Source organism: Achromobacter sp. FW305-C-13, assembly GCF_058783475.1.
The window spans coordinates 760,257-780,099 of the sequence record NZ_JBYSYN010000001.1 but is presented as its reverse complement, the minus strand read 5'-3'; the positions used below and the strand labels follow the sequence as shown (position 1 = coordinate 780,099).

At 67.1% G+C, this 19,843-nt stretch carries 1 protein-coding gene (running past one end of the window); it reads right to left on the bottom strand.

The window, feature by feature from the left end; translation table 11 throughout:
• On the bottom strand, nucleotides 1-19,843 hold the 5' portion of the coding sequence (locus AC3WMU_RS03550; protein WP_492281835.1) for a DUF4347 domain-containing protein. Its footprint begins 13,139 nt before the window's first position; only the first 19,843 of its 32,982 coding nucleotides appear in the window; its start codon is at nucleotides 19,841-19,843; its stop codon lies beyond the left edge, outside the window.

The window sequence follows — 19,843 nt, the reverse complement described above, 5'->3', positions numbered from 1 at the left end:
GCTTGCCGCTGGCGCTCAGTTGCGCCTTCAGCGCATCCGGCACGGAATTCACGCCGTCGTAGGCCACGACGGTGGACACCAGCACGGGGCGCGGCGTCTCGAAGACCGTCACGGGGCCGGACTTGCTGGTGTTCTTGTCGGTCAGCCAGCCCAGCGGATCGAAGTCGCCGAACAGGTTGAATTGCTTGGTCGTGTAGACGGTGGTAGTGGTTTCGCCCGAGCTCCAGCCCATGACCCACACCATCATCTGGCCGGCCTGGGGCTTGTAGTTCAGGGTCAGCGTCTGGCCGTCTTGCAGCGTGCCCGCCGCGCTGCTGGAACCGGCCGTGTTCTGCTGGCCGTTGCCGTTGTCGTACACCCAGATCCAGGTCAAGGGGTTCACTTCCCCCGGCGTCGGCTGCACTTGCACGAACTTGTTCCACACCGTGTGCACGACGTTGTTCGTGCCTTGCAGCTCGTACAGATCCTTCTGGCCACGTGCGGTGTCGATGATTTCGATGCGGCCACGGCGGTAGGTGCTGACGTCGATGTCGCCCGTCACCAGTCCGTAGGTGGTCTGGTTGTCGATATGCACCGAGGCGTAGCCGTTGGCCACGATCAGGTTGCCGTTGCCCACCGACACGATCTGCCCCGTCAGCGAAATGCTGCCGCCCGCCAGGCGGATGGGGTCCAGGATGATGGTCTGCGTGGCGTAGTCGAAACGGCCCGTGATGGCGCCATAGCGGTTCAACGACCCGTCCGCGCTGAACGACACCCCGCTGACCGCGTAGCCATTGCCATCCTGCAGGGACTTATCCTGGTCGCCACGGAACGAGCTATCGATCTTGATATAGGCGTCCGTCAGGCCGCTTTGGATCTTGCCGTCGATGTTCAGCGTCAGCGCCGAAATGCTCACGGCGCCCAGCGCGAAGATGCGCGAGTCGCGCGCCGCCGTGTTGCTGTTCATGTACTGGGCGAACGAGCCCAGCTTCATGTAGCCCCACTTCAGCAACACGTTCTGCATCGTGTCGCTGATGCCGGTGCTGGCGCTATTGCTCTTCAAGGCGTTGACGACGCTGGCCCAGCTGTCGTTGAGCAGCGTGGGGTCGGCGCCGGTGTTGAACCAGCCTTCGCTTTGCAGGCTGAAGTTGCCCTTGGCCACGATGTCCAGGCTGACCGCCTGGATCGTGCCCGACACATTGATGCTGCCGAGCGTGTTGATCACCGAGACTTTGCCCAGCGGATTGACCACCGCGCCCAAGAGGCCCAGGTCCACCGGCGCGTTCGCAATCAGGTTGGCCAGCGATTTGTCTCGGCTGCCATCCGCCTTGATCTCGTCCAGCATGCCGCCGAACGGGTCCGCGGCCCAGGCGTTCTTGACCTGGCTGATATTGACCTCGGCCGTGTCGGAGCCCGAGGCGCCCTTGACCGGCACGTCGTTGATGTACAGATGGCCGGTCTTGAAGACCTTCAACTGTCCATCGGAACCCGGCCGGATGATGGTGCCGTCCAGCACCACGGCGTCATACACGTTCATCAGCATCGGCGAATCGTTGACGATGTTGATCTGTGTGTTGGCGCGCGCGTCGATGCCCGCCCGGTTCACGCCGCTGGTGTCCGTGGCGCTGACGTAGACCGATCCGCCTGACGCGTACATATCGGGAATTTCGATATAGAACGTGGAGAACGAATCCAGGTAGCGGACTTGCCCGTCCACCACCGTCGCCATCTGGATGCTTTGCAACTGGCGCTGCAAGGCGGCGATGTTGGCCTGGTAGCGCGCCACCGCTTGCGGGTCGGACGCGTGCTCGTTCTGCATCTTCGTCAACGTGCGGATCTGCTCGCTGATGATGTTCTGCTGGCTGGCGTAGCGCAGCGTGGGCATGCCCACGTCCAGGGTCTTCAGCACAAAGTACAGGCTGCCCACCTGGGCGGCCGCCGTGGCGCCGAAGTCCGTGCGTAGCGCTTCGTCCTTCTGGGCCTGGGTCGGGTTATTCAGACGCAGCCAATAGCTGTTGCCGTAGTTCTCATCGGCCAGATTCAGGTCGCGGCTGTCCAGGCTGTTGTAACGGTAGTAGTTGCCATTGCCGTCCGTGATGATCATGCCGGTCGTGACGTTGACCTTGATGTCGCTAGCGGTAAATGCCGTCAGCTCATAGTTCACGTCGATATTGACCGTGCCGGCCGCGCCGTCCAGGCTGGTCTTGCCCGCGCCCAGCAACTTTTCCAGAATGGCCTTGACGATGGCCGAGTTCGAATCGAACTTCACCGCGCCGCCCGCCGCCTGCACGCCCAGGCTGGTCAGGCCCAGCTCTTTCAGCAGCTCGGCCGGGATCACGAACAGGTTGGCCGCGTTGTTTACGCCCGCGATGATCTGCGTGGCCGCACCCGTGGCGACCTTGCTGGAGCTGGTGTCCACCACCCCGTCCGCCAGCTTGGCGGTGGGGTTCAGGTTCAGGCCGATGACCTGCACCGAGCCGTTCACCTTGGCCTGATCCAAGGTCGATGGGTTGGTCTCCAGGCGCACGTTGCGCTGCGCCTTCAGCAGCGAACCGCTGGACGACACGCCGTCGATCAGCACCGTATTAATCTGGCGCGCCTTCGCGCCGCTGTCCACATCCGGAATCTGGGCGATGCCCACCAGAGTGAACGACACGTTGTCGTTGGCCAGCAGATAGCCGGTCGACAAGGGGTCGGACGCCTTGCCATTGCCCGCCAGCGCCAGAATGCTATCGGCCTCGATCGAGGAATTGTCGATCTGGATGCTGTTTCGCACCGTCAGGTCGTTGTTGCTGTCCGACTTGCTGAAGCTGGACACGGACACCACCAGCAGGTCGCTGATGGTCGTCGTGACGCCGCGCGTGTTGGCGGCCATGACCACGTCGCCAAAGGCGTTGCGCAGGAACGCGCCGTCCACCTTCACCTGCGACAGGCTGCCGTCGGTGCTCAGATGGTTGGTCGACAGCGTGACCGAGACCCCGGCCACGCCGGTGATCTTGTTCTTCTGGGTGTAGATGATGTCGTTGGTCGTCACCAGGTCCAGCATGCCCGGCGTGCCGTAGTCGCCGCGCGCCTGCACCACCGTCATGCCGGCGGTGGTGATGGTGTCGGTCGCCTGGCGCGAGCCGGTGATGGTGATGGTGGATTCCGGCTTGATCGACACCGTGTGCTTGCTGACGTCGGCGCCCGCCACCCGGACGGAATAGCCCGACAGCGTGGACGTGCCGCGCACGGTGTTGTTGCTGCGGATGTCCAGCTTGTTGCCGGAGACCTGCGCGCCGCCGCTGATGTCGATGGCGGACTTGCCGCCCACTTCCACGTCGATCTTGCCCTGGCGGCCCGCCACCAGCGCAATCGTGCCGGCGTCCATCTTGACGTCCACCGACTGCACCTGGCTGGCCGAGATGCTGAGCATCGTGCCGTCCACGCGGGCGTTGTTGCCGATCTGCACGCGCGCATCCAGGTTGGTCGTCAGCGACGCGGTGTCGATCGACACCGTCACGCCGCCCACTTCCAGCGAACGCGCCTCGGCCAGCAGGCCGGCTTCGCCGTTGCGTTCCGTGGTGGCGCCCACCGTGATGCCCACGATGGCGCCCTGCACCGTCGCATTGTCCACGGACGCCTTGAGCGAGCCGCCCAGGCGCGTTTCGGCGCTCATCACGCCCACGCCGATGACCCCGCCCGTGATCGCCTTGGCATAGGCGCGGCCAAGGTAGCTACCCTGCGCATTGATGTTGACCATGCCGGGCGTGACGCCCAGCCCGGGCGTCGTCACCGCCACGCCCGTCAGCACCGCGCCGTTCTTGGCCTCGGCCAGCGTCGTCGCGCCGATGTCGACAAGTGCCTTGTTGACGTTGACGGCCAGCCCCGTCGTGGCGGCTACGCCGGCCGTCTGGGTCTGGCTGAAGTCCACGGCCACCAGCGCGCTCAGGTCCACCACCGGGGCGGAGACGGCTGCGCCGTCCACCGAGGCCGTCGTGGTGTCGCGCGAGATGTTCTCGGCAATGCCCACGCCCACCGCCACGCCCACCATGCCGACCGCCACGCTGACTTGCGTCAGGTCGATCTCTGCCGTGATCTTGGTGTCGGCCTTGATGTCCACCTTGCCCAAGGCGCCGACCTGGCCGCCGCCCGAGACCCGGGCGCTGACGTTGTTGCGCGTGTTGTTCGTAACCCGCACCCCGGCGCCCGAGGCCGCGATGCCACCGCCCACCGCCACCGAGGCCGTTACCGCGTCCAGCCCCTTGAAGTTCGTCGTCTCCAGCGCCAGCACCGACACGGCGTCATAGGCGCCCACGTTCTTGCCGCTGGCAGTGTTGATGGTGGCGCTGACCTGGTTCTCGGCCACGCTGTCCACCAGCGTCACGGCCAGGGCCAGGTTCAGGCCGAAATTGCCCGGCACCGGCAGCGAGGCCGCCACGGCCACGCCATACGCGCCCGATTTCAGGATGGTGCTGGTGTCTTGCGCCCGCACCGTCACCGAACCCGCGCCGCCCGTGATGCCCGCCGTCACGTCCGAGCCCTGGATAGTTGCGGACGTGGTGGTGCCAAAGCGGTTCGTCACCTGCACGCCGGAGCCCGCGGCCGAACCGCCCATGCCCGCCACCGCTACGCTGCCCGCGAAGTTGACGCTGGTGAGCGTTTCCGTCGAGGTCGCCAGCACATCCACATTGCCCTTGGCGACGTTGATGGTGCTGTTGTCGATGGACGCCAGCGCGCGGTTCGTGCGGCTGATGCCGTCGCCCGAATACGTGCCGAAGGTATTGTTGGCAATCGACACGCCAATGCTGGCCGCCACACCCGCCCCCGTCGCGCTGACGGACACCGCGCCCGTCACCGCCGAGATCGTGGACGTGTTGTCCGCCTTGACGGACACCCCCGTGCCCGCCGTCAGGGTCGAGCCCGTGATGCGGCTGCCCACGTCGTTACCCACAATGTGCGTGCCCTCCGCGCCCGAACCGGACACGGACACGCCCGAGAAGCCGGCCGCGACCGATGCCGCCACCGACACGCCATCCAGCGTGGCGGTTTCCTTGGCCGACACCGACACCGAATCCGACACGTTCAGCGTCGACGCGTTCACCGACGCCTGCACGCTCGTCGCGGCGACGTTTTTCGCCACCGACGCGCCCACCGCCAAGGAGCCACCCGACATCGCAAACGCCAGCGAGGCGCCGATGGCCTTGGCGTTCAGCGTGGTCGTATCTTCGGCAGCGACGGACACGCGCGTCATCTGCGCGCCCGTGCCCACGCTCAGCGTCGAATTCGACACCGACGCCTCCACCGCGCCCAACGCCTTGTTGCTGGCCAGCGCCACGCCCACCGACAAGGCCAGTCCCTGCGACGTGCCGGACAAGGCCGCGCCCGCGGCCGTTGCCTTCAGCGCGGCGGTGTTCGTGGCCTTGACGGTCAAGCTGTCCGCGCCGCGCACGTTGGCGTCAATCTGCGTCAGCCCATCCACCTGGGCGCGCGTCACGGCGCGCGTGCTGTTCGATGCGTTGGATCCCGCCGCCGCCAGCGCGACGCCGTTGTAGGCAATGCCCACCGCGCCCGCCACCACCACCGTTTCCAGCGTCTGGATCGTGTCGGCCGTGACGTTGATGGCGCCCAGGTTCGACACCTGGGTATTGGACAGCGTGGCGCGCGCGCCCGCCTCCTGCGTGATGTCGTTCTCGGCCACCGAGGCGCCGATGGCAAGCGAGCCGCCCGCCGCCGTGAAGGCCACGCTGGCGACCACGACGGTGGACTTGATCGTGCCGCTCATGTCGGCATCCACGGTCAACGTATTGGCGCCGTTGCCGCTGAAGCGCGAGCCGTTCATCAACGCCGTGGCCGACGAACTGATCACATTGCGCGCATCGGCGCCGCCGCCCACCAGCGATATGCCGCCCAGGCCCACGCCCACGGCGACCGATGCCGCCACCGACACGGTATGGATTCTGGCCTGGCTGTCCGCCTTGACGGTAATGGCCGGGGCGTTGACGAAGTTCACGCCATCCACCTTGGCCAGCGCCGCGTTACCCACGTCGTTCTGCGCCAGGGACGCCGCAACCGACAGGGACGCGGTGGCGCCCAGCGACACCGCCACCGAGATCGCCACCGCGGCAATCGTGCTGTCGATGCGGGCCGCGTCCATCGCCACCACCGAGACGGTGGCCGCGTTCCACGCATGCGCCTGATTCTGGTCCGTGATGCGGGCGGTGATGCCCGTCTTGATCTTGTTGACGGCCCGCGCGCCCGCGCCGGCCCCCGACACCGCCAGGCTGGCGCCGTCCACGATGGGCGGCGCGTAGGCCACCGACACCGCGACCGCGCCCGCCACCACCACGGCGTTGATGCTTTGCTGCTGGTCGACGCTGCCGTCGGCCTTGAAGGTGGCGTTGCTGGCGTTGACACGCACCGCGCCCGCCGTCACCGTGCTGCCGTCGATGCCGGCCACGATTTCATTGACCGGACGGCCCGCGCCCAGCGCCACCACCTGCCCGGCGCTGTTGACGTCGTAGCCGATGACGTTCTCGGCCATGGCCACGCCCACAGAGGCAGACGCCGCCGCGTAGTGGCTGACCGACACCGAGGCCGACATGCCCAGCACCACCGCGTTGATCTGCGACAGGCCCAGCGCCAACACGTCCAGCGCGCCGAACGTGTTGCCCGCACCCGACGTGTCGATGACCGCATCCGACACCACCGCCTGCACGCTGGCGGAAATGACGTTGCGCGCCAGCGCGCCGCCGCCGCCGATGGCGGCGTTGGCGCTATCGCCCACCGACACCGCGACGGACGCGCCCAGCACTACCGACGTGATGTCGGCCTGCTGCGTAGCGCTGACCGTCAGCGCCGCGCCGCCCGTTTCGATACGGCCGCCCTGGATCTGGGCGTGCACCGAGTTGAACACTTTATTGACCGCCACGCTCGTGCCCACCGCAATGGCCACGCCCGCGCTGCCGGCCTGCACGCTGACCGCGCCGCCCACGGCGACGGCGGTGATGGCCGCCGTGTCGCTGGCCGACACCGTCACGCCCTGGCTGCCGGCGCGCGTGCGGATCACGGCGTTGTCCACCAGCGCCTTGACGACGGTGGTGATGTCGCTGATGGCCACCGACACGCCCACGGACGCGCCCGCGCCCATGCCGCCTGCCGACACCGCCACGGCCAGCGCGCCCGCCACGGTGACGATGCTGCCGGTGTTCTCGGCCTTGACGTGCACGTCGCCGTCGATCGTGCCGTTGTTCTTGGGGTCCACATTGCGCAGCGTGGCTTGCACCGAACCGCCTATGGTGTTGCCGCTGCCCGCGCCTGCACCGGCGCCCGCAAAGCCCTGCCCCACCGCCACCGCCGCCGCCACGCCGATCGACGTGGACACGATGCGCGACTCATTGATGGCGTCCACCGCGATGCCGTTGGCCGAACCGATCTGCGTGCGCGCATTCGCGTCGCTGACCGAGCTGCCGTCGATATAAGCCAGCGTGTGGTTCCTGACCGTGTTGTCGGTGGCCGACACGCCGGCCGCGATGCCCGCGCCGCTGCCCGGCGACACCGCCACGCCCAAACCGCCCGCCACCGCCAGCACATAGCCGTCGTCGCGCGCCTGCACGGCCACGCCCGGCGCGCCGCCCGAGGACAGGGCCTCGACCAGGCGCGCGTTGCGGATGCCGGCTTCATTCTTGCTGTTGACGCGGTTGACCGACACGGCCCCGCCCACCGACACCGCCGCCGTGCCCACGGCCACGCTGCCCGCCACGGTCACGTTGTGAATCTGGCCCGTGAACAGCGAGGCCACCTGCACATGCGCGCCGCGCACGGCGCCCTGCGTGTCGCGGATCAAGGCCGACACCGAGTGCTCGCGCGCATTGCCCGCGGGCGCGCCGCCCAGGTAGTTGTAGGACAGGCTGGCGCCCACCGCCACGCTGGCGCCTTGCGAGCCCAGGCCCAGCGCCACTGCGCCGGCCAGGCTGTTGATGGTGGATTCGTCAGAGGCCTGCACGACGATGTCGCCGTCCGCCACCACGTCCTGGCCGCTGACCGTGTCGCCGATCTCGGCGGTGATGGTGTTGGCGATCCAGTTCAGTACCGCCGACCCGCCAAAGCCCACATTGGCGCCGGAGCCGCCCGCCGCGACCGCGCCGCTGACCGCCATGGCGGAAATCTGCGCGTTCAGTCCCGGCGACAAATCATCGGGCTTGGCAAACGTGGACAGCACCACGATGTCGCCCGCCGCCGACAAGGACGAGCGCACCGCGCCCGCGTACACCGTGTCGAAAATCTGGTTGACGGCAAAGGCCATGCCGGCCGCCACGCGGCCGCCCACGGAGACGGACACATTGCCCGCCAGTGCCGCAATGCTGGCCATGTCGCGCGCGGCGATTCGGATATCGCCCGCCGTCGCCGTCACGGACGCATCGCGGATCTGCGCATGCACCGTGTTCTGGATCGTGTTGACGGCCACCGAGCCGCTCACGGCCACGCCCGCGCCGCCCGCCAGGCCCACCGATACGTTGTAGATGCTGGCGCGTTCTTCCGCGCGCACCTGCACGGACTCGGCCGTGACCGTGGCCCCTGCGATGGCGGCGCGCACGTCGTTGCGCATGTCCGCCACGCTGACCGATGCGCCAATCGCCGCCGACGCACCTTGCGTCACCGAAATGCCCAGCGCGCCCGTGGCCGTGACGATGCGGCTGGCGTCCTGCGCCGATACCGACACCGCGCCGGCCTCGGACAGCACCTTGGTGCCCGCCGCCGCGCCCGTGTTGTCGATGATGGCGGACACATCCGCCCGCGACAGGTTCACGCCGATGGCGCCCGCGCCGCCCAGGGACTTGCCCCCGGCGCCGGCCACCGTGATGCTCAGCATGCTGTTGGTCAAGCCATGGCCTTGCGTCAGCGAACCGATGTCCAGCGCAATCAGACCACCCGAGGTGATGCGGTCCACGGCCTTCTGCAAGCTGATGCCACCCGTGCCCGTCACGGCGCCCAACTGCATGGCGATGCCATCGCGTGCATTGTCCAGCGACGTCGCCAATTGATAGCGGAACGCGCCGCCTTGCGACGCGTTGATGACGTAGTAACGCTGACCATCGACCAGACCCGCAATCTCCGTGCCCTGGCTGCGGTAGATCACGGTGTCGCCCGTGGCCAGACCCGCGTCGGTGGCAAAGGTAAAGCTGTTCTCGCCCGCCACCTGCGACTTGCCGCTGCTGGCTGACAGCGTGGCGTCCGTCGGCGTGCCCTGCGTGATGCTGGTGTTTTCGGTGCCGTCGCTGCCGGTGGTGGTCGTCGTCTGCGAGGTCTGGCGTTGCAGCTCGACCTGCGTGAACGCGATCATCGCGTCCGGGTTGACGGTCATCGGCTGGTTCTGCGCGTCCAGCAGCTTGTTGCCCGCCGCATCCGTCAGGAAGTAGTCATAGCGCTTGGTGCCGGCATTGAATTCCGCCACATAACCCAGCGCCGCCAGCGTGACGGCGGCGCCGTTCACGTCTTTGAAGCGCAGCGTGGTGCTGTCCACGACCTCAACCACGTATACGTGATCGTTCGTCAGGCCCGTCAGCACGCCGTTGGCGGCCACGCTGACGACCACCTTGTCGCCGGTCGCCAGGCCATGCGCCTTGGGCAGCGTCAGGCTGCCATCGGCGTTCAGCACCGCGCCCGCGGGGTTGTTGACGCTGAAGCGTTGCGGGGCTGCGCTGACCGATGCGCCGCTGAAATCCACCAGGTTGCCCTGGCCGTCACGCAGCTGGAACGAGGTCTGGTCGGCACTGAGGTTGACCACGTAATACGTCACGCCCACCTTCAGCACATCCTTGCCCTGCGCAAGAATGCGGTTGGCCAGCACGTCGTCGATCTGGCCATTGCTGCCCACCGAACCGCTGTACACGATGGCCGAGCCTTCCTGCACGCCGGCAAACGGCGTGCTCAAGGTCAGCGTGTTGGTGGCCGGGTTCAGCGTCACGCCCGCGTCCACACCGTGGAATGGCTGAAGATTGACGCTGGTGGAATTCTGCATGCGCACATGGGCAAAGCCCACGGCGGCAAGATTGCTCACGCTGCTGAATTGCAGCGCCTTGCCGCGCAGCGCGTCTTCCTGCGTGTCGGCCAGCTGGATCACGGCCTCGCCATTGGCGGCCTCGCGGCGGATCACGTAGTACACGCGGTCGTTGCGCAGGCTGGAACCATCGGCCAGCTTGATGTTGGACGCGCCCGCGCTCACGTAAACGCCGTCGCCCGTCTGCCAGCCCGAGAACTCGCCGCCCGTCGTACCGCCCTGCCCCGGCATGCCGCCGTTGCCGCTGTTGTCGGCCGTACCGTTGATGACGGCCGCCGCGTTGCCGGTGAAGGTCAGCGTGCTGCCGCCCTGGTCCACCTTGACGTCGCTGCCGCCCACCGACAGCTGGTCGCCGCCGTTCAGCTGCGCGTTGCCGCCCGCCGCCATCGGGTCCACCAGGCCAGCGAACACGTTGACGTTGCCGGCCGCCGCGTGCACATCGCTGCGCTGGATGGCCGCCGTCACCTTCGGATTGGCCGTCGTTCCGGCATTGTCGGCCACGCCCGCCGTCGTGACCGCCGCGCCGGAATCGGCCAGCGTCCCGTTGTTGAAGCTGAGCAGGTTGCGGTCAAAGGCGGTGTTTCCGCCCATGATGTTGACCGCCACGGCCAGGCCCACCGCCGCGCCCTGCGTGGCGATGGAACCGGCCACGGTGATGGCGTACAGCGCGGATGCGTCCGACGCGTTCACCCGCACGGCATCGCCCGAGAAGCCCGCGAGGCTGCCTGCCTTGATAGTGCTGTTGCTGATGCGCGCTTCGGTTGCGCCGCGCATCATGTTGACGTTGACCGCGCCGGCCAACGCGAAATTCTTCGACAAGGCGCCTGCCGCGCCCACCGACACCAGCAACGGCGACGAATGTGCCGACACGTCCACCTGGCCGCTGACGTCCACGTCGGCGTTGTCGATCAGCGCGCTGGTGCGCGAGCTCATCTCGTTGACGCTGACCGATGCTCCCACGGCCACCGAGCCGCCGGCGGCCACGGCCACGCCGCCGGTCACGGCGACGAGCGTATTGTTCTCGGTCGCCTTCACCGTCAGCGCCGTGGCGTTGATGGTGCTGCGCGCCGCCACCGCGCCATTGCCGGCGTAGCTGGGCAGCACATAGGCCGCCACGGCCGAGCTGACCCGGTTGACCTGCACCGAGCCCGCGGCCGCGAACTTGGCCTGGCCCATGCCCACGCCCACGCCGACCGCGCCACCGCCCAGTGACGAGGTGTCTTCAGCGCTGATGTTCACCGCGCCGTGGCCCTTGGTATCCACGGTCGAACCCTGGATGCCGGCCATGACCGCGTTGCCGATTTCGTTGTAGCTGACGGCGATGCCCACGCCCGCCTTCTTGCCCGCGCCGGCCGCGCCGGTAATGGCGACCAGCGTGGTCTTGTCCGACGCACTGACGTTCACGTCGTGGTTGCCGGTGGCCGCGCCGCTGTGCGTGACCTTGCTGTTGATCAAATAGCTTTCAATGCGGTTGGACACCACGTTGACGGCCACCGAGCCGCCCACGCCCGCGCCATCGCGCGCCATGCCGAACGCGCCGGCAAAGCCCACGACCACCTGGGTGGATTCCGCCGACACGTCCACGCGGCCCGTGTACAGCAGGTCGGTCACCTGGCGGATGCCCGCCTCGACGTTGCTGGTGCTGGTGTTGACGGCAATCGCCGCGCCCACGCCCGCCTTGCCGTCCGAGCTGGCGGCCGCGCCCGCCACGGTGGCCAGCACGCTCAGGTCGCGCGCCTGGATGGTGATGTCGCGCGCCGACACCTTGGCCGCGTTGCTCAGCACCGCGATGTTGGCGTAGTCCGCCACGCCCACGGCAGCGGAACCCGCCACCGCCACGCCCTTCTGCCCCTTGGCCCCGGCCATGCCGGCGGCAATCGTCACCGCGACGCCGGTCCGGCGAGCCGCCAGCGCCAGGTTGGCGGTAACGGCCAGTTCGCCCACCGCCATCACCTCGGCGCGGGCTTCGCCGCCCAGCATGTTCATGCTGTAGGCGCCGGCCACGCCCACGTTGGACTTGGCCGTGTCCGACTGCGCCAACGCCGCCGAACCCGACAGCGCCAGCGCGTGGGTGTTGTTCAACGCGGTAATCGACGCGTCACCGCCAATCTTGATGACCATGCCCGCCGCGTTGACATAGGCCTGGGCAAAGTCGCTGACCATGTTGACAGCCACCGCGCCCGAAATCGCCACGCCTGCCTTCGACGGCTGGCTGCTGGCGGCCGAGCCGCCTGCGCCGGATGCCGGCGCGCCCGCGTCCTGCGTCAGCTGGCCCACCTGGCCGCTGACCGAGTCCAGCACGCTGCTGACATCCGTGCTGGGCAAGGTCGGGGTGCTGGTGCCGGGAGTTGCATTGCCCTGGCTGCCCGGCAGCTTGATGGCCGAAGTATCGGTGCCGGTGCCGCCTGCGCCGCCCGAGCCGCCCGCCCCCGCGCCCGTGCCGCCGCCCGCGCCCGCCACCGGGCTGGACACGCGCGAACCGGCCACGGCGAAGTTGCCGACAAAGCCCTTGTTTTCCGCCCGCACCGACAGCGAGGCCGCCGAGAACGTGCCGGCCGCCAAGGCCGAGGGCGCGCCATCGGACACGCGCAAGGTGTCGCCGATCAGCGCCTGCGTCCAGCGATTGACGTCGTTGATGGACACGCTCATGCCCACGCCCGCCGCCTGCGAACTGGCGGCGGCGCCGGCAATCGTGCCGACCCAGGTAGCGTCGGTGGCCTGGATGGCCGCCGCGCCGCTGGCGTTCACCGTTGCGGCGCGGCCCACTTGGGCCAGCGTCGTCGCGCTGGTGGAATTCACCAGCACCACGCCATTGAGCGCCAGCGTCTTGGCCTGGCCGCCCGAGGCGCCCAGCGTGACCGAGATCAGTTCATTGTCGGCATTGACCGTGAGCTTGCCGGTGTTGATCACCGCCGTGTCGCTGACGACCGCGCGCGTGTCGTGCTTGGCCGCGTTCACATACACCGACACGCCAATGGCCGAGCCTTCCTTCGAGCTGCTGCCGTAATCGAAGCCCTGGTACTTCGGGGTCAGGAAACCCTTCGTCAAATCCTTGCCATAGCTCAGGCGGCTTTGGCCGTCGGCCTTGGCGTCGGCCTTCTTCAGCGACTTCTCGCCGCCGATCGACACCGACGGCAGGATGATGTTGCCGACCAGATTCAAGCGCTGCGAGGAATTTTTGGCGTCAACGGTGACGTCGCCGGCGGCGGCGCCAGCAATGCGGGTATCGATCGCGCCCGCCACATTGGCCTGCGTCTTGGTGTCTTGCACCAATACGGTGAAGGCCCCCGACAGGGCCAGCTTCTTGCTCTTGGCCGTGGCGCTGGCCCAGGTGCTGAAGCTGGACGAGATGCCGCCCGTGCTGGTCAGCGTGGCCTGCAGATTATTCAGGAAGCTCTTGGCGGCGTCGCTCGCCACCGTCATCTTGGCCGAGGTGCCATCGGCCGCGTTCCACTTGCCCTGGATGCCATCGAAGGGCGCATACAGATTCACCAACCACAGCTTGTTCGGGTCGATCTGGTTCAGCGTGCTGGCCGTTACGGCCACGTCGCCGCCCGTGGTGCTGATGCTGGCGTTCTTGGAAAGGCTGGCCTGCGTCTTGACGTCTTCAATGCCGATGACCACCGCGGCCGCCGCGCCAAAGTCCGACCCGTCCGGCCCCGTCGCGCGTTCCGGCTGGTTGGTCGTCAGGTCGTTTTTCTTTTTCAGGAACGCCTGCTTGTCGGCGATGGCCTGATCGTCCACCCCGCTCATCACCGTCAGCTTGGTGTTGTATTGCGTCACGGCATTCACCGTGACGTCTCCGCCCGCCGTGTTGACCGTGGCGCCGTTCACGCCGTTTCCGATGCGCGCCGTGGTCGTGATGTTGCTCATCGACATGCCCAGCGCCGCGCCCACCTGGAACTCGGTGGACGGGTTGTCGATTTCCTTCTGGATGTCCTCGTCGTACTTGGCGCGGTCCTCGAAATCCTTCTCCTGCTTGATTTCCTTGACCTTGTCGCCGAACTTGCCACCCCGGCTATCCGACACCAGCCCGCTGAAGAAGCTCTTCACGTACTGCGCGCCGGTGCCCAGGCCGCTCAAGGCGCCGCCCACCACCGGCGTCACCGTCTTGGAAATGGCCGCGCTCTTGGCCTCCGTTTGCGCCGACGACAGATAATCGCTGCCGGTCGCGGCGCGCCCGCCCAGAATCGTCTTGACCGAAATCGCGCTACCCTTGTCCAGCGCCTTGGCCTCGACCGTGACCTTGCCCGCGTTGCGCGTCACCACCGAGCCGTCCATGAAGGCTTCGGTTTTGAGCTGGTTGTAGGCAAAGCCCACCGCCACGCCGACCTTGGCCACGCTGGCCTTGTACTTGCCGGCTTCCTTGGACGGATCGATCTTGCCATCCGCGCCCGTCACCGGTTTGGTGTCGTCGCTTTCGGCCATCGCGCCCTTGGCGGTGATCGAAATCGTGCTCTTGTGATTGGTGATGGCCTGGATGGTGACGTCGCCGCCCACATTGCTGACCGTGCCCGTTGTCGGGTCGGCCGTGTGTTGCAGGCCCGTTTCCAGACGCGCGCCGGTACCGATGTGCACCGTGGATTCGCTCAGCACCACCGCCACGCCCACGCCGATCACGGCGGGCACTGCGCCCAGCTGGCCCGGCAGCAGGGTCACGGAGATATCGTTCGTGACCTCGGACTTGATGGTGATGGCCTTGGAGGCGATCACCGTGCCTTGCACGTCGATGTGCGAGTAATTCTGCAACACGCCCACGCCGATGCTGGCCACCTTGGACACCAAGGGGCTCAGCGCCACCGTGGCCGACGAGGTCGACGTGATGGTGACGTCGCTGTTGGACACCAGCCGCGCCTGCGCGCCCACATTGATGGACGACTTGTAGGTGATGCCCGCCCACGACGCCATGGCGCTGGCGCCGTCCAGGAACTTCATCAGCGCATCAAACGCGGAATTCACCCCGCCCGCCAGCGTGCCCAGCACACCGCTCTGGTTCGCGGCGTTCTTGATCAGCGGGTCCAGATCGTAGTCCTTGCTGTCGATCTTGGTCGTCAGGCTGACGCCCGCGCCCGACGCATTCTGCGCCCATAAGGTGGCGTTGTTGATCGTGATGCTGGTTTCCAGCGTGTAGATCTGGGCAAAGCCGCTGCGCCACGGGCGGTAGCGTTGCGCCGCCAGTTCGACGGCGCCCGCCGCCAGCACGATATTCGCGCCAGTCGTGGCGCCGACCGTGATCTTCTCGCCTTCCAACCGCAAGGTATGGGCAGCGTCCAGCGTGATGTCCGTGTTTACCGAGAACGATTGGCCGCGGATGATGACGTTGCGGCCGGTCACGGCAAGCGCCGTGTCCACCATGCCATTGCCGATGTCCAGCACGTAGTCGAGCTTGTCGGTGTTGGCGCCCAGCGTCACGCCGAGGATGGTGCCGGTCGCCGAGATCAGGGTCGACAAGGCCGTGCCCGCGCCCAGCGCCATCACTTGCAGGCTGTTGCCCGACCCCGCGTTCGACGCCAGCGACACCGTGACGGTGCCGTTCGCGGTGTCGGCTGGCTGCGTCACCACGAAGGACACGTTGTTCGTGTTGCCCTTCAGCGTGTCATAGCCGCCGCTGGTGGCCAGCGTGACCGGTGCGCTCCAGGCAGAGGCATCCAGCGTGGTCGCGCCGGTGGTGTTGGTGGCGATGACGGTGGCGTCGGTGAACGCGTTGCCGCCGTAGTTGACGACATTCGTGCTCGTCCCGGCATTGACGTAATGCACGTTGGGACCCGACAACACGGCGCCGACGCTGGTATTGACCACCAGGTGATTGCCAGTGGCCGTCGCCAGCGTGACGATGTTGTTGCCCGCTCCGGTATTGTTCGCCGACTGGCCGTAATTGACGACAAAGGTGTTGTCGCCACCGCCCGAACGGATGGTGGAATTCGTGCCCGCCAGCACAAACTGCGTCTGATGGCCGATGGCCAGCGCCGCGCCCGTCAGCACGCCCGCGCCGGTCGAGCTGGTTTGCACCTGGCCCGCCACGATCAAGCCCAGCTTGTAGGCCGCGTCCGACAGGCTGACGGTGGAGTTCGACACCGTGCCGTCCGCGTTCAGCGCCGCCTGCATGCCGGGCGCCAACGTGAACACGCCCGAGAAGCCCGCCGCGATGGCGTCCTGGCTGTAGGCGATCTGCAAGCGGCCCTGCGCGTCCAGGCTGGCCGTGAGCGCGTACAGGTAGTCCCACTCGGTGGTGGTGTCGGAGGCCGGAATCAGCTTGCCTGCGTTCGGGCCGCTGACGGCCACGCGCAACGGCTCACCGGCCGCGTTCACCATGATGCCGGCACCGATGGCGTCCAGCAGGTCTTGCACCGTGCGCACGCCTTCCAGGCCGACATCGACCCGGGCGTTGGCATGGTTGGGAAACAGGAAGGCCAACGCCGGGCCTTCGGCCGGCGTGTAGCCCGAGGTCAGGTCCGACAGATAGGTCTGCGTCGTCACGCCCGTAAACGCGGAGGTGTCCACCGTGTTGGCGCTGCCGCCCTGCACCACGAAGCGGAAGTCATTCACGTTCGTGAAGGCGCTGTTGATGGCGGCGCCGCCCGTGCCGATCGTGAGCTGGGTATTGTTCAGCGCCACGTTCTTGCCGCCCGTGGACAGCTCGATGGTGTTGATGCCGGCCGACCCGATCACCTGCGTGGCGTAGGCGTTGCTGATGATGAAGGTGTTGGCCAGGCCCGCCGAGCCATCCAGCACGGCCGCGCCCGCAAAGCGCGACGTGTCGATCCAGTTGCCGTATTCGCCGCTGATGACGCGCGCGCTGGTGATGTTGGCGTAGGTAGACGCGGTGGCCTGCGTTTCGCCCGCCGCGCGCTTGATCCAGTTGGTGCCGCCATTCTGCTCGAACGACACATAGCCCACGCCGCCGGTCGCGGCAATCTGCGCTTCATAGCCCGCGCCGTCGATGCCCGTCAGGCCGTCGGCGGCCACCACCAGTTCGGTGGTGGCGTGGGCGCCCGTGCCGCCGGTGATGGCATAGCGCCCGCCCAGCAGCATGATCTGGTGCTTGGTGTTCGCGCCGGAGCCCGACTTGATGACGCCGCCCATCATCAGACCGCTGACCAACACCGTGTTGCCCGAAAAGGCGGATGCGTCGATCAACGTGGAACCCAGGCCGCCGTTCAGGCGCGCATCGCTGAACACGCCATGCAGCGTGTTGGCCAGAGTGGGCGCAGCCTGCCCTGCCGCCAGCGCCGTGCCGTCGGTTTGATACGTGGCCGTCAAGCCCGTATTGGTCAGCGTGAAATTCCATTCGCCGTTTTCGTCCAGCGTGTTGCTGAGCGATCCGGCCTGCGCCCAGAGCTCGTTCGCGCCCTGGTACCCCGTAAAGGTGTTGTGGCCCAAACCGCCCTTCAGGACGTTGGCGCCCGCGCTGCCGATCAAGGTGAGATCGCCGCGATAGTTCGTGCCGTCCAGCGTGACGCTGGTGCCGGCGTGATTCGTCGTCCCCACGGCCGCCGTGGGGTCGATGGTGCGATAGTCCTGCAAGGTCACGGCGTTCACGCCGCGCAGGGTCACCGTCGTAGCGGTGCCCGCGCCAACAGGCGTGTTTGTCAACGTGGCCGAGGTCTTGTCGCCGCTAAGCGTGGCATTGCTGTCCACGCCCGCAATGTATTCAGTTGCGCCGCCGGTGGCCAGGTTGCCGATCACCAGATCGTTGCCACCGCCGCCGCTGATGCGGTTCTGCCCGCGGCTGTTGGCCACGGTGATGATGTTGTCGCCCAGGCTGCCGACGATGTCGTTGCCATAATTGCCGCCCGCGCCGATGACGTTGCTGATGTTCAGCACACCCGCCAGGCCGCTGGCGTCGTAAAGCCCGGTGTTGCCGTCCTGGAAGTTCAGGTTGACGGTGACGTTGTCTTCATAGGCCGAGTAATCCAGCGTAGTCTTGCCGGCCACGCCGAAGAACATCTGGACGTCAAGATTGCTGACCAGCGCGGTCGCCAGGCTATTGATGCTGCCGTCGGCCGCCAACCCGGCGCCCAGGAATACGCTGACGCCGCCCCCCGTCTGCACACGGGCAGTGATGTCGGCGCCAAATTGGGAAAGGTCCAGGGTGTTGCCGCTTTGGCCAGCCTGCTGGGTCAGGGTAAAACCGATGGTGCCGCCTGCGACGATGTAGGTGTTGCCGCCGCCGCTACCCGTAATGATGTCTTGCGCGTTGTTGATCGTGACGGTGGTGTCGCCCACCACGGTGATCTTGTTGCCGCCCTGCGTGGAACCTTTGACGCCGCTGATCGCTCGCACATAGCCGAATCCGGTCGGCGGCGGCGGCGGAACGTCTTCGCCATTGGCGTCTTCCGTGGGGCCGGAAAGGTCGACCGTGACGCCGGTGGCATAGCCGCTGTAATCCAGGATGGTCTTGCCATCCAGCGCTGTGCCGATCAGGTTGAAGGTCTTGTCCCCGATCTTCAGGCTTTGCGTGCCATCGGCGGACTTGAACACCACGTTGACGACGTGCTGGGTCCAGTTGTTGCCCGCATCCACCGTCGAATAGGTGATCTGGTAGGCGTCGTTGTTGCTGATGATGGCGGTGACGTTGCCCTTGATGCCCGAGAAATCCAGCGTGTTGTTGCTGTTGTCGTCGTCTTCGTTGCGCACCCAGACGCCGTTCTCAAGCTTCATGCCCTGGCGCACTTCGATCGTCGTGACGGCCGAGGTCGAATTGTTGTCGAACACGAACGTGTTGTCGCTGCCGTAGCCGATCAGGTGGTCATTGACCGCCACCCCCTGCAGCGTGGAACCGCCGCTCTGCAGGCCCTTGGCGCTGGCCATCACCCCGTTCCAGCTGGCGACCGTCACTGTGTTGGTGTCGATCACGCCATTGCGGTAGTCCAGCACCCAGTCGCCGCCCAGCGCGGCAGTGCCCACCGTGTGGGTCGCCGCCGCGACATCGGCGCGCGTGATGGCCGACAGGCTGTCCACGAAGGCCACGCCCGCGCGACCGGCCGCCACGTTGCAGCCGTACAGCAGGATGTCGCCGTCTTCCGACAAGGCATCGCCCCAGGCACGCAACTGCTCCTTGTACGTATCGAGCTGGCCCTCGCCCAGCGTGGCCGTGCCCAGTGTCAGCGAACCCACGCTGCCGTGGCTCATGATCTGGACCGCCGCCAGGTCTTTGTGCTGGGCCAGGATCTGCGTGATCTGGTCCACGCCGTCATAGCGTCCGTCCAGCACGATGATCTCGGTGTCATGGCTACGCAGCACCTGCACTTGCGGCCCCTCGCCCGTGGGCTTGACCAGGCCATCCAGGCCTTCGGTCTTGCCGCTGATCAGGCCGTACAGGCCTTGCACGATCTGCTCGGCGTTGTCGACGGCCGGGTCCACGAAGATGATCTGGCGCACCGGCGTCTGTTCGGACTGCGTGGTGTAGCCGGGGATGTTCGCGGCCGCAGCGGACGGTTTGGCCTGGCTGGCTTCCTGCCCCGGCAACCACGCCTTGGCTTCGCCCTGGCGCGTGGCGTTGGCCTTGGCGTATTGGTCCAGCGTCAGCATTTCGCTGTGCTGGGTAGCGGCCTTGAAGGCGGCGCGTTCCACCAGATAGGGGTGGGTGCCCGGCGCGGTGGGCTTCTTGCCCTGGGCGCCGGCAGCGGCAGCGCCGGGATTGGCCGGCGCCACGATGGGGGCCTGGTCGCTGGTGGGCGGCGGCGGCGGAACCAGCAGCTCGGCCGACATGAGATAACGGCGCTCCAGCGCCTCGAAGAGGGGCCGCCTGCGGAACAAGGATTGCTGCACCTCGCGGGAGGAACGGCCGGTCCAGAGTTTGCGCGCCAGTTTCTTCATGCTCAT